Source organism: Enterobacter cloacae complex sp. I2, from assembly GCF_014896205.1.
In the GTDB taxonomy this organism is placed as follows: Bacteria; Pseudomonadota; Gammaproteobacteria; order Enterobacterales; family Enterobacteriaceae; genus Enterobacter; species Enterobacter quasihormaechei.
In genome coordinates this window covers 369,984-382,683 of the sequence record NZ_JADBRA010000001.1, presented here as the reverse complement: position 1 = coordinate 382,683, position 12,700 = coordinate 369,984, and the positions used below count along the sequence as shown (strand labels likewise).

Annotated in this window: 11 protein-coding genes and 1 tRNA gene; 10 read left to right on the top strand and 2 right to left on the bottom strand. The window is 54.5% G+C overall.

Features of this window, described 5'->3' with window-relative positions:
• Positions 1-522 carry a flavodoxin FldB gene (fldB, locus tag IM300_RS01890; protein ID WP_063451986.1) on the bottom strand — a complete coding sequence of 174 codons (522 nt, stop codon included), beginning with the start codon at positions 520-522 and terminating at the stop codon, positions 1-3.
• A gap of 101 nt (positions 523-623) precedes the next feature.
• On the opposite strand from fldB, the gene xerD reads away from it, so the two are divergent.
• From xerD to lysS, 5 genes are all read left to right on the top strand, one after another.
• The gene (xerD, locus tag IM300_RS01885; protein ID WP_063451985.1) at positions 624-1,520 is read left to right on the top strand and encodes a site-specific tyrosine recombinase XerD; all 897 of its coding nucleotides are present in this window, start codon (positions 624-626) and stop codon (positions 1,518-1,520) included.
• Between the two features lie 28 nt (positions 1,521-1,548).
• Complete coding sequence (gene dsbC / locus IM300_RS01880; protein ID WP_063451984.1) at positions 1,549-2,262, top strand: bifunctional protein-disulfide isomerase/oxidoreductase DsbC; 714 nt, start codon at positions 1,549-1,551, stop codon at positions 2,260-2,262.
• 5 nt (positions 2,263-2,267) lie between these two features.
• Positions 2,268-4,001, top strand: coding sequence for a single-stranded-DNA-specific exonuclease RecJ (recJ, locus tag IM300_RS01875; RefSeq protein WP_193035022.1), 1,734 nt, complete (start codon positions 2,268-2,270; stop codon positions 3,999-4,001).
• Positions 4,002-4,091: 90 nt separating this feature from the next.
• Positions 4,092-5,190, top strand: a protein-coding gene (gene prfB / locus IM300_RS01870) for a peptide chain release factor 2 (protein ID WP_102750013.1) whose coding sequence is annotated in 2 segments (ribosomal slippage) — positions 4,092-4,166 and positions 4,168-5,190 — 1,098 coding nt in all. Because the reading frame shifts where the segments join, the coding sequence is not laid out codon by codon here.
• 9 nt (positions 5,191-5,199) lie between these two features.
• A complete protein-coding gene (gene lysS / locus IM300_RS01865) occupies positions 5,200-6,717 on the top strand; it encodes a lysine--tRNA ligase (protein ID WP_006811868.1) in 1,518 nt (505 codons plus the stop codon).
• Positions 6,718-6,765: 48 nt separating this feature from the next.
• Here lysS and idi read toward each other — a convergent pair whose 3' ends face one another.
• Entirely contained in the window at positions 6,766-7,308 is a 543-nt protein-coding gene (idi, locus tag IM300_RS01860) for an isopentenyl-diphosphate Delta-isomerase (RefSeq protein ID WP_107533680.1), read from the bottom strand.
• Positions 7,309-7,471: 163 nt separating this feature from the next.
• On the opposite strand from idi, the gene actS reads away from it, so the two are divergent.
• The 5 genes from actS to IM300_RS01835 all read left to right on the top strand — a co-directional run bounded on the left by actS (position 7,472) and on the right by IM300_RS01835 (position 12,466).
• The gene (gene actS / locus IM300_RS01855) at positions 7,472-8,212 is read left to right on the top strand and encodes an amidase activator ActS (protein WP_193035020.1); all 741 of its coding nucleotides are present in this window, start codon (positions 7,472-7,474) and stop codon (positions 8,210-8,212) included.
• 80 nt (positions 8,213-8,292) lie between these two features.
• Positions 8,293-8,366 (top strand) — tRNA-Gly (locus IM300_RS01850).
• 134 nt (positions 8,367-8,500) lie between these two features.
• The gene (locus IM300_RS01845) at positions 8,501-10,108 is read left to right on the top strand and encodes a site-specific integrase (RefSeq protein ID WP_193035018.1); all 1,608 of its coding nucleotides are present in this window, start codon (positions 8,501-8,503) and stop codon (positions 10,106-10,108) included.
• Positions 10,101-10,766 (top strand): DUF4145 domain-containing protein, encoded by a 666-nt coding sequence (locus tag IM300_RS01840; RefSeq protein WP_050191907.1) that lies wholly within the window; start codon positions 10,101-10,103, stop codon positions 10,764-10,766. Before IM300_RS01845 ends, IM300_RS01840 begins: the two co-directional genes overlap by 8 nt.
• Positions 10,767-11,737: 971 nt before the next feature.
• Positions 11,738-12,466, top strand: a complete 729-nt coding sequence (locus tag IM300_RS01835) for a Rha family transcriptional regulator (RefSeq protein ID WP_193035016.1) — start codon at positions 11,738-11,740, stop codon at positions 12,464-12,466.
• The last annotated feature ends 234 nt before the right edge of the window (positions 12,467-12,700 follow it).

Below are 12,700 nucleotides of genomic sequence, written 5' to 3'. Positions count from 1 at the left end.
TCAGCTAAACTGCTCGGCCATCTCACCCAGAATTTGCTCGCACCAGGTCTGGAGGCGCTCGTCGCTGAGATCGTACTGGTTGGTTTCATCCAGCGCGAGCCCGACAAACAGCTGGCCGTCGGCAATGACGGGTTTTGGGCTGGTGAACTCATAGCCTTCCGTAGGCCAGTAGCCGATAAACGTCGCGCCCTTTGGCGCCAGTTTGTCATGCAGCATGCCGAGCGCGTCGAGGAACCACTCCCCGTAGCCCAGCTGGTCGCCCATGCCGTACATCGCAATGATTTTGCCCTCGAAATTGACCGTATCGAGCCGATCCCAGATGGCTTCCCAGTCTTCCTGAATCTCACCAAAATCCCAGGTTGGGATGCCCAGGATCAGCACATCGTACTGCTCCATCAAGGCGACCGAGTCATCTTTCAGGTTATGCAACGTCACCAGTTCCGGGCCAATGATGTCGCGAATTTTCTCCGCCGCCATTTCGGTGTAGCAGGTGCTGGAACCATAGAACAGACCAATATTCATCGCGTAACAATCTCAATTCTTGCTATGACTTTGCGCGTAGTGTACCAGAAACCGATGGCAATCAGGCATAATGGCCAGATTGCAGAACCAAAGGGGCTGATGTGGAAAAGGATCTCGCACTCATCGAACAGTTTCTCGACGCGCTGTGGCTGGAAAAAAACCTCGCTGAAAATACGCTCAGCGCCTACCGCCGGGATCTTACCCTGCTGGTGGAGTGGCTGGCGCACCGGGGGCTGACGCTTGAAAGCGCGCAAAGCGATGACCTGCAAGGGTTACTGGCCGAGCGGATGGAAGGGGGATACAAAGCCACCAGCTCCGCGCGTCTGCTGAGCGCCATGCGCCGCCTGTTCCAGCACCTTTACCGCGAGAAGATCCGCGCGGACGATCCCAGCGCACTGCTGGCATCGCCTAAACTGCCTCAGCGGCTGCCAAAAGATCTCAGCGAAGCACAAGTTGAGAGATTATTACAGTCGCCCGCAGTTGACCTTCCGCTGGAGTTACGCGATAAAGCCATGCTTGAACTATTGTATGCCACGGGCCTGCGCGTTTCCGAACTGGTTGGCCTGACGATGAGCGATGTCAGCCTGCGTCAGGGCGTGGTGCGCGTCATCGGTAAAGGGAACAAAGAACGGCTGGTGCCGCTGGGTGAAGAGGCGGTCTACTGGCTGGAGACGTATCTGGAACACGGACGTCCGTGGCTGCTGAACGGCGTTTCCATTGATGTATTATTCCCGAGCCAGCGCGCGCAGCAGATGACGCGACAAACGTTCTGGCATCGCATTAAACATTACGCCACACTGGCGGGTATTGACAGTGAAAAGCTGTCGCCGCACGTTTTGCGTCACGCCTTCGCGACGCATCTGTTAAACCACGGCGCTGATTTACGCGTGGTGCAGATGTTGCTTGGACACAGCGATCTTTCAACGACGCAGATTTACACCCATGTCGCGACGGAACGCCTGCGGCAGCTACACCAACAGCACCACCCTCGCGCGTGAGTGCCGACGAATTGTTACAGGATCATATATGAAAAAGTCTTTAGCGCTGTTCACCCTGCTGGCAGCTTCAGTTTCCGGATTTGCCCATGCGGACGATGCCGCCATTAAACAGTCTCTGACGAAACTCGGCGTCGCCAGCAGCGAGATCCAGCCATCGCCGGTGGCTGGCATGAAAACGGTGCTGACCAACAGCGGCGTGCTGTACGTGACCGAAGACGGTAAGCACATCATTCAGGGGCCAATGTACGACGTGAGTGGCGCACAGCCGGTGAACGTCACTAACCAGCTGCTGATGAAAAACCTGAACGCGCTCGAAAAAGAGATGATCGTCTACAAAGCGGCGCAGGAAAAACACGTCATTACCGTCTTCACTGACATCACCTGCGGCTACTGCCACAAGCTGCATGAAGAGATGAAAGACTACAACGCGCTGGGCATTACCGTGCGTTACCTGGCCTTCCCACGTGCCGGCGTGCAGAGCCAGCCCGAGCAGGATATGAAGGCGATCTGGTGTGCGAAAGACCGCAATAAGGCCTTTGATGACGCGATGAACGGCAAAGGCGTGAAGCCTGCGTCCTGCGATATCGACATCGCTAACCACTACGCGCTGGGCGTCCAGTTTGGCGTGAGCGGGACGCCAGCTATTGTCCTGAGCAACGGTTACGTGGTGCCGGGCTATCAGGGTCCAAAAGAGATGAAAGCGTTCCTCGACGCGCATCAGAAACAGACGGGCGGTAAGTAATTCGCGTGAAAGCCCCGATAAAACTGCGCCGCCGTGAAGCGGTTGATACGGCCGATTTACCCGCCGACCTTCCTCCGCTGCTAAAGCGGCTGTATGCCAGCCGCGGCGTGCGAACGGCAAGCGATCTTGAGCGCAGCGTCAAAGGCATGCTGTCCTGGCAGGCGCTGAGCGGCATCGAAAAAGCGACCGACATGCTCTACGACGCGTTCCGTGAAGGGACGCGGATTGTCGTGGTGGGCGATTTCGATGCCGACGGCGCAACCAGCACCGCGCTGAGCGTGCTCAGCCTGCGTGCCCTGGGCTGCGATAACGTGACTTATCTGGTGCCGAACCGGTTTGAGGATGGCTACGGCCTCAGCCCGGAAGTGGTCGATCAGGCCCACGCCCGTGGCGCACAGATGATCATGACCGTGGATAACGGGATCTCCTCTCATGCGGGGGTCGATCATGCCCATGCGCTGGGGATCCCGGTTCTGGTCACCGATCACCACCTGCCAGGAGAAACCCTGCCGGCCGCCGAAGCCATCATTAACCCCAACCTGCGCGACTGTGATTTCCCGTCGAAATCGCTGGCCGGGGTAGGGGTGGCGTTTTATCTGATGCTGGCGCTGCGCACGTTGCTGCGCGATAAGGGCTGGTTTGAGTCGCGCGGGATAGCCGTGCCGAACCTGGCGGAATATCTCGATCTGGTGGCGCTGGGAACCGTAGCGGACGTGGTGCCGCTCGATACCAATAACCGGATTCTCACCTGGCAGGGCTTAAGCCGTATTCGCGCAGGTAAATGCCGTCCGGGGATCAAGGCGCTGCTGGAAATTGCCAACCGCGATCCGCTTAAGCTCGCGGCCAGCGATTTGGGCTTTGCCCTCGGCCCGCGCCTGAACGCGGCGGGGCGGCTGGACGATATGTCCGTTGGCGTCGCGCTGCTGCTGTGCGACAACATCGGCGAAGCGCGCGTGCTGGCCAACGAGCTGGACGCGCTCAACCAGACCCGTAAAGAGATTGAGCAGGGGATGCAGGCCGAAGCGCTGACCCTGTGCGAAAAGCTGGAGCGCAGCGGCGATACCCTGCCGGGCGGGCTGGCGATGTACCACCCTGAATGGCACCAGGGCGTGGTGGGCATTCTGGCCTCTCGCATCAAGGAGCGCTTCCACCGTCCGGTGATCGCGTTTGCGCCTGCCGGGGACGGCACGCTGAAAGGCTCCGGACGCTCGATTCCGGGGCTGCACATGCGCGACGCGCTGGAGCGTCTCGACACGCTTCATCCGAACCTGATGATTAAGTTCGGCGGCCACGCGATGGCCGCGGGCCTGTCGCTCGAAGAGGCGAAGTTCGAGGAATTCCAGCGCCTGTTTGGCGAACTGGTCACCGACTGGATCGATCCGTCGCTGTTGCAGGGGGAAGTGGTTTCTGACGGTGAGCTTTCCCCGGCTGAAATGACCATGGACGTGGCGCAGATGCTGCGCGATGCGGGCCCGTGGGGGCAGATGTTCCCGGAGCCGCTTTTCGACGGGCGTTTTCGTTTGCTGCAACAGCGTATTGTCGGCGAACGCCACCTCAAAGTGATGGTGGAACCGGTCGGCGGCGGGCCGCTGCTGGACGGCATTGCGTTTAACGTTGATACCTCCATCTGGCCGGACAACGGCGTGCGCGAGGTTGAGCTGGCCTATAAGCTGGATATTAACGAGTTTCGCGGTAACCGCTCCCTTCAGATCATCATCGACAATATCTGGCCAATTTAGCGTCAGTAATCTCTATAAAAAAGGGCGTGGATTCGGTACAATCCCGCTCTTATCACCGCATTTTGACAAGCTCATAAAAGAAAACAGACCATGTTTGAAATTAATCCGGTAAAAAACCGCATTCAGGACCTCACGGAGCGCTCTGACGTTCTTAGGGGGTATCTTTGACTACGATGCCAAGAAAGAGCGTCTCGAAGAAGTAAACGCCGAGCTGGAACAGCCGGACGTCTGGAACGAACCTGAACGCGCTCAGGCGCTGGGTAAAGAGCGTTCCTCCCTCGAAGCTATCGTAGATACGCTGGATCAGATGTCGCAGGGTCTGGAAGATGTTTCTGGGCTGCTGGAGCTGGCCGTCGAAGCCGACGACGAAGAAACCTTTAACGAAGCCGTGGCAGAACTCGACGTGCTGGAAGAGAAGCTGGCGCAGCTGGAATTCCGTCGTATGTTCTCCGGCGAATACGACAGCGCGGACTGCTATCTCGATATTCAGGCAGGTTCTGGCGGTACCGAAGCGCAGGACTGGGCCAGCATGCTGATGCGTATGTATCTGCGCTGGGCGGAAGCGCGCGGTTTCAAAACCGAGATTATCGAAGAGTCTGAAGGTGAAGTTGCCGGCATTAAGTCCGTCACCATCAAGATCATCGGTGACTACGCCTACGGCTGGCTGCGTACTGAAACCGGCGTGCACCGCCTGGTGCGTAAGAGTCCGTTTGACTCCGGTGGCCGTCGCCACACCTCCTTCAGCTCCGCGTTTGTCTATCCGGAAGTGGATGAAGATATCGATATCGACATCAACCCGGCGGACCTGCGTATTGACGTGTACCGCGCATCCGGCGCGGGTGGTCAGCACGTTAACCGTACGGAATCGGCGGTGCGTATTACCCACATTCCAACCGGGCTGGTCACACAGTGCCAGAACGACCGTTCCCAGCATAAGAACAAAGACCAGGCCATGAAGCAGATGAAAGCGAAGCTTTATGAGCTGGAGATGCAGAAGAAAAATGCTGAGAAGCAGGCGATGGAAGACAACAAGTCCGACATCGGCTGGGGCAGCCAGATCCGTTCTTACGTCCTTGATGACTCCCGCATCAAAGACCTGCGTACCGGGGTTGAAACCCGTAACACGCAGGCGGTGCTGGACGGCAGCCTGGACCAATTTATCGAAGCAAGTTTGAAAGCAGGGTTATGAGGAACCAACATGTCTGAACAACAAGCACAGGGCGCTGACGCGGTAGTCGATCTTAACAACGAACTGAAAACCCGCCGCGAGAAGCTGGCAGCGCTGCGCGAGCAGGGCGTGCCGTTCCCGAACGATTTTCGTCGTGACCACACCTCAGACCAACTGCACGCTGACTTCGACGGTAAAGAGAACGAAGAGCTTGAAGCGCTGAACGTTGAAGTGTCCGTGGCTGGCCGTATGATGACCCGTCGTATCATGGGTAAGGCGTCCTTCGTGACCTTACAGGACGTTGGCGGCCGCATTCAGCTGTACGTCTCCCGTGACGACCTGCCGGAAGGCATCTACAACGAGCAGTTCAAGAAGTGGGACCTGGGCGATATCCTGGGCGCAAAAGGTAAACTGTTCAAAACCAAGACCGGTGAACTGTCTATCCACTGCACCGAGCTACGTCTGCTGACCAAAGCCCTGCGCCCGCTGCCGGACAAGTTCCACGGTTTGCAGGATCAGGAAGCGCGCTATCGTCAGCGCTACCTGGACCTCATCTCTAACGATGAATCCCGTAAGACCTTCAAAATTCGCTCCCAGATCATGGCCGGTATTCGCCAGTTCATGGTTAACCGCGACTTTATGGAAGTGGAAACCCCGATGATGCAGGTGATCCCTGGCGGCGCATCTGCCCGTCCGTTCATCACCCATCACAACGCCCTGGATCTCGACATGTACCTGCGTATCGCGCCGGAACTGTACCTGAAGCGTCTGGTGGTAGGTGGTTTCGACCGCGTGTTTGAGATCAACCGTAACTTCCGTAACGAAGGCATCTCTGTGCGCCATAACCCAGAGTTCACCATGATGGAACTCTACATGGCGTATGCGGATTACAAAGATCTGATCGAGCTGACCGAATCCCTGTTCCGCACCCTGGCGCAGGATATTCTGGGCACCACCGAAGTGCCTTACGGTGAAGAAGTGTTCGACTTCGGCAAGCCATTCGAAAAACTGACCATGCGCGAAGCGATCAAGAAATACCGTCCGGAAACCGAGATGGCGGATCTGGATAACTTTGACTCTGCGAAAGCGATCGCCGAAAGCATCGGTATCAAGGTGGAGAAGAGCTGGGGTCTGGGCCGTATCGTGACCGAGATCTTCGAAGAAGTGGCAGAAGCGCACCTGATTCAGCCGACCTTCATCACCGAATACCCGGCGGAAGTGTCTCCGCTGGCGCGTCGTAATGACGAGAACCCGGAAATTACTGACCGCTTCGAATTCTTCATCGGTGGCCGCGAAATCGGCAACGGTTTCAGCGAGCTGAACGATGCAGAAGATCAGGCGCAGCGCTTCCAGGATCAGGTTAATGCGAAAGCGGCAGGCGACGACGAAGCGATGTTCTTCGACGAAGACTACGTAACCGCGCTGGAACACGGCCTGCCGCCGACGGCTGGCCTGGGTATTGGTATCGACCGTATGGTTATGCTGTTCACCAACAGCCACACCATCCGCGACGTGATCCTGTTCCCGGCGATGCGTCCGGTGAAATAAGCCGTTAAGATGTAAAAAAAGCCCCGCGCGTATTTCGCCGGGGCTTTTTTATTGCGCGGCGAAGGCGCTGAGTTCTTCGCGCGCGGCCGTCGCTTCCAGCACCATCCACGGACTGAACGCCCACGGCGTGGCGTCCAGCGCGCGAAATAGCGCGTCCAGCTCCACCCACCGGTACTCCATCACTTCGTCGCTATTGATTGCGAGGGTATTCGTGACGCGGGCCGCGTAGACCGGGCAAATCTCATTTTCAACGATCCCGGACGGGTCGGCTTCGCGATAGCGGAACGCCGGGGCAACGGGAGTGATGTCGGTGATTTCGGCGCCGATTTCAAAGCGGCAGCGGCGGATAATCGCCTGCTCCGTCGCTTCATCGGTCTGTGGATGACCGCAAACGGAGTTCGTCCACACGCCAGGCCAGGCTTTTTTACTTAAGGCGCGCCGGGTAATCAGACATTCTCCGTTAGCGTTAAACAGCCACGAAGAGAAAGCCAGGTGTAGCGGGGTGTGTGTCGTGTGCGCGGCGTACTTCTCCTGAGTGCCAATCACCTTTCCCTGGTCATTTACCAAAATAACGTGTTCTTGAATACTCATTGATGCTCCAGTGCCAAAATGCCAAATGGTTCAGCACCATCAGCAGAATTATTATACTGCATTCTTATGCGAACGGTTTGGCCCACAGAGCGGAAAAGGGCATGACCGGCATCAGTTTGGGCTGCTATCATAGTGCGCCATTCACGCTGACCGAGGAGCTGTTTTGTTTGCAGGAAGCCTGACGAGAAACCCGATCATTGCCGTTTTCTTCCTGACGCTGACGCTACTTGTAGCGGGATGCTCGGGGAGTAAATCGTCGGATATGGGCAGTTATTCCGGTGCCGTCTATACCGTTAAGCGCGGAGACACGCTCTACCGCATCTCACGTGCCACGGGGACCAGCGTGAAGGAGCTGGCGCGCCTGAATAACATCTCTCCACCGTATACCATTGAGATAGGGCAGAAGCTCAAGGTTAACGGCGGTTCCTCCTCAGGGAAAAAATCCTCAACGCGCAAAACGGCCAAAGTCACACCATCCTACCAGGTACCAAAATCCTCCTGGCCGCCGGTCGGTCAGCGTTGCTGGATCTGGCCTGCCAGCGGAAAAGTGGTGGCGCCGTACTCGCTCTCGGAAGGGGGCAACAAAGGCATTGATATCGCAGCCGCGCGCGGCACGCCGGTTTACGCGTCGGGAGCCGGGAAGGTGGTGTATGTCGGTAATCAGCTGCGCGGTTATGGCAACCTGATCATGATTAAGCATGGTGAGGACTACATTACGGCCTATGCGCATAACGACACGATGCTGGTCAACAACGGTCAGAACGTAAAGGCGGGGCAGAAGATTGCGACCATGGGCAGTACCGGGACGGATACGGTGAAGCTGCACTTCCAGATCCGCTATAAGGCCACGGCCATCGATCCGCAGCGTTATCTTCCGGCGCAGGGTAGCAAACCGAAGTGCTAAGTGATTAGATTATCGCCAGTTAGCTGTGAAGAGGCTTGTATGCAGAAGCGTAAGGTCTATAATGCCTTACGCACCTCAAAGCGGGCGTAGTTCAATGGTAGAACGAGAGCTTCCCAAGCTCTATACGAGGGTTCGATTCCCTTCGCCCGCTCCATGACCATTCTTAAAGTTCAATAAATTACTGAATCCTAAGGGATATGGCTTAACGCCTTCCGATAGTTTTACTCACTGTAACCAACACTGTGACTAACTTTGTTGAAGTAGTGAGCAGACCTAAGGTCTCAGTACATGCTCAACTCAAGAACCTACCTTTATCAGCGTAACGGTGTCTTTTACATCCGTCTTAGGATGAAGACCACTGGTCGCCTGACCGCTTCGCTTCCTTCTCACAACCGTTATAAACTAGCGTCAGTATCACTACGGACCAAGGATCGACGTACCGCTATGGCTCACTCACGGCACATCAAGTCAGCACTTAAAGCAATCCATGCAGACAACCCTAACGCCTCTTATGAGGAGCTAAGGGAGCACCTGAAGACCATTGTCGAGTGGGAACTTAGTGTCAGCCGTGATGACCTGAACGACCCGGAGTCCTACCAGCTTTATGTTGACAAGTACGATGACATTAAGTCCAACCTTCGGGAAGCTGTAGCGACTGAGCGTCTGACTGTAGACCAACATCGCTATATCAATGACGTTATCGGTGTGCTTAAGGCCTGTCAGGATAGACTCAAGGGTGATAGCTCTGGCCTGTTGTCTTACCTTGAGCCTGAGACTGGCAGTCCTAGACCGTCCGTCTCCCTATCTGTATTGGCAGAACCTGAAGTCCCTGAACCTAAAGCTCTGACCCTCGCGTCTCTCATTGAGCAGTACGAGCAGGAGAACGCCCAGAACTGGAAGCCCGCGACCCTAAGCGAGAACCGAGCGTCTCACTCTACGTTAATCGAGATATTCGACTATCTGGATATTCAGGATGTCGGCAAGGCGACCCGTTCAGATATGCTTAGGGTCCGTGAAGTCCTCCAACTGTTACCGAAGAACCGCAAGCAACGCTTTAAGTCTATGCCGCTGTCTGACCTGCTGAACCGGGAGTCTAAGACTGACTGTCTGGATGTCGTTACCATCAACAATAAATATCTTATCAAGATGGCTGCTGTGTTTAAGTGGGCGGTACGCAACGACCTGATAGCTAAGAACCTTACAGAAGGTCTTGAACTGAAGGTCCCGCAGCGTAAAGCCTCAGACGCTCGTGATGCGTTCAGTCCTGAGCAGGTAGGGCAACTATTGGTCGCCGCTAAAGCGTACTCTCAGAAGACCGCAGGTAAGCCATACCATTATTACGTCACCGCTCTGGCTGCGATTACAGGTGCCAGACTTAACGAGGTTGCCCAGCTTCAGGTCAAAGACGTCAGGGCTACTGAGGTCGGGACCGTATATATCCATATCAATGAAGACGATAGCAGCCTACCGGGTAAGAGCATCAAGAACGCCCATAGTGACCGCTGTGTCCCGCTGGTCGATGGCGCTTATGGTTTTGTATTGGCTGACTTTATGTCACTCGTAGAAGACCGTAGAAAGACTGAGGGTGATAATGCTATGGTATTCGATGGCCTCAAGCTGATGAAGAACGGCTACGGTGAGCAGGTGAGCAAATGGTTTAACCGAACGTTGCTACCTAAAGTCCTCGCTGACCGTAGCGGCTTAGCGTTTCATTCGTTTAGACATACTGTTGCGACCCAGTTAAAACAACATGGGGTCGAGTTAGCGTATGCTCAGGCGATTATGGGCCATAGCTCAGGGTCTATAACTTACGACCGTTACGCGAAAGAGGTCGAGGTAGATAGATTGGTTAATGTGATGGCTGGTGTTTATAAGGAGACTGGAGTAAATGGCTGAGTATTATCCGGCTCAATATGGTAAAGACAATTTTAACTGTCCATTGTGTGGTGTTTATTCGCATCAAGAATGGAGAGAATTAAAGTATCGACTTTATGCTTACTCCAGTGATTGGGGCGACACTGTATTGTCCGTCTCAATTTGCCAGCACTGTAAAAGTAACGCTTATTGGCACAATGAAAATCTAATTATTCCTTCTACTGGCAATGTAGAACCGCCTAATCCTGACATGCCAGAAGACTGCAAGTCCGACTACATGGAAGCCAGAAGCATCATTAATCTGTCACCTAAAGGCGCTGCCGCACTCCTGCGTTTGAGCCTTCAAAAGCTGATGGTCCACCTCGGAGAGCCGGGGAAGCATATCGACACGGACATTAAGTCGCTTGTAGCCAAAGGATTGTCTCCATTGGTCCAGCGAGCTGCTGATATTTGTCGTATCGTTGGCAATCAGGCGGTCCATCCGGGTGAAATTAATATTGATGACGACCCTCAGTTAGCGCATGGTCTTTTTAAGCTGCTGAACATTATTGTCACTGAGCAGATTACCAGACCGAAAGAAGTCGAAGCCATGTTTAACAGTATGCCGGAAAGGGCGCTCAAGGGCATTGAGGACCGGGACAGGAAGGCGAGGGAACAGCAGCAGGCAGCTAACGAGTAAAGCTGTAGGTCAGATTGAATATACCCTCACTATAGGGAGAGACCCTAAGTCCCCACCTTAATAGCAGTCACGACCCATACACGCATTCATTTAGTCTCAGGCTTCCGGTAGCGGACCGATTGGAAACCATCCGCAGACGCCTGGTGTTAAATCACCTTGGCCTGAGACCATTCTTTTTTTAACGTAGCAATCTCTCTCCTTTGACAGGCGGAGAACATCAGACCTCAGCGGAGCTTCCGTCTATGAGACCATCGGTGTACGAGATTGTGAAGAACCAAGACATCATTGCTGAGGTCTGCCATCCATTTGTGGACAGGCGGAAACTCAAAGAGGTTAGACCAGTAGTGGTGTCTGAGGTTGGACTTTGAGTCCTGACCAGCAGGCTGGAGGAGACCATGAGTTTATCTTGTTATGGATTGTGTTATCACAATTCCAATAAGAAGAACTTCAAGTCCAGCCTCCAGTCCTGTCAGCCCGAAGTAAACTATGGTCGCTATGATGTGGTCTCCATGCTTCGGGTCTAACTGGAGGTCAGATTATGGCCTTATCAGGTAGCAAATCTTATACCCTCACTATAGGGAATGGACCCTTAGCTATCACTATAGGGACCAACATTCCGCCTCTGGTCTTGATGCGTCAAGTTATGCGGAAGCTCCCCCGGCATTAAGTCTTTCTCCATACCAAGGCTAGCAAGACAGCCTCTGTCAGACCTCCAGCTCGTTAGCGTTCTCGTGTCTTCAGTTAGTAGCTCGTCTACTCACTACTTTTGACTTGGGTCTATCACCGCTCACCATCTGGACGTCGGACATGCTGTCTTGCACCTTTATCACTATTGGTCATCGCAGACCATATCACAATTACCTCAAGTCATTCTGTTTGCGTCCTGTTGCCTGCTGGTCTCCCTTTACGTGGGGGCTTGAGTAGGTCAGTGGGGTGCGACTTCAGGGTGCAAACAAAAGGAGTACACGTAAATGTCTCAACAAGAAATCAGCATCATTAACCTCGACCAGCTTGTGTCCATGACCTCAGTTGAAATTGCTGAGCTGACAGGCAAGGAGCACCGAAATGTCCTGCGTGATATTCGCAATATGGCTGAGGAGCTTAACGCGCTCAAAACTGAGCAGTGCTCAAAACTGAGCAGTCATATCGGGGTGACTGAAGATGTCTATCTAAACGCGCAGGGGAAACAGCAGCCGTTGTATCGTCTCGACCGTAAGCATACTTTTATTCTGGTCGCTGGCTATTCCGTTCACCTCCGCGCCAAGTGTTACGACCATATTCAGACGTTAGAGCGTCGAGTCCTTCAACTGGAAGACCAGAAGAAGCGAGCAGCCATTCAGTCCGCTAACCGTCGAGGCGTGACTTGGGGCGACTACTGCAAAACCTATGGTCTACCCGCTCAGAAGCTAATGTCCGCACTTCTTCAGCATCGTGGCCTCTTTCGTAAGAACCCTATCAGTAACGAGTGGTCTGTAAATCCGAAGTATTCCGACTGCTTTCGTATCATTAAGCCGTCAGACCAGAAGTTCTCAGCGGGTGGTTATAACTTTCGCTTCAACGCTAAGGGATTGGAGGTCTTCGGTAAGCCTGCGATAGTCGATAAACTGCGAGGCATCCTTATTGCCTTCACTGGCACCGACCAGCAGAAGCAAGAGCACCTCCTGAAGCAGGCCCAATCCGGCAAGCTGGAGGGACTCTAAGATGATTGACCCGCGCACACCTGAGGGTCGCATGACTCTCCGTTACCGTGGTTATCGGACTGAAGTCATCCTGAAGGAGCTTGGTCTAGACCCGGAAGATGAGACCCGCCAGCACCAATCACGAGACGAGCTAATAGCCCAACTGGTCGCTATGAAACTGTCGTCAGCTAGCAAGATAGCGCCAGCACACCGTTAGTAGCTCACCTACTCAATACCTAATTTAAACCTTTTGAG

Bases quoted from the DNA above. Each gene is read 5' to 3' on its own strand.
- lysS (WP_006811868.1), top strand. From the start codon at position 5,200: ATGTCTGAACAACAAGCACAGGGCGCTGACGCGGTAGTCGATCTTAAC.
- dsbC (WP_063451984.1), top strand. From the start codon at position 1,549: ATGAAAAAGTCTTTAGCGCTGTTCACCCTGCTGGCAGCTTCAGTTTCC.
- fldB (WP_063451986.1), bottom strand. From the start codon at position 522: ATGAATATTGGTCTGTTCTATGGTTCCAGCACCTGCTACACCGAAATG.
- IM300_RS01835 (WP_193035016.1), top strand. From the start codon at position 11,738: ATGTCTCAACAAGAAATCAGCATCATTAACCTCGACCAGCTTGTGTCC.
- IM300_RS01845 (WP_193035018.1), top strand. From the start codon at position 8,501: ATGCTCAACTCAAGAACCTACCTTTATCAGCGTAACGGTGTCTTTTAC.
- IM300_RS01840 (WP_050191907.1), top strand. From the start codon at position 10,101: ATGGCTGAGTATTATCCGGCTCAATATGGTAAAGACAATTTTAACTGT.
- idi (WP_107533680.1), bottom strand. From the start codon at position 7,308: ATGAGTATTCAAGAACACGTTATTTTGGTAAATGACCAGGGAAAGGTG.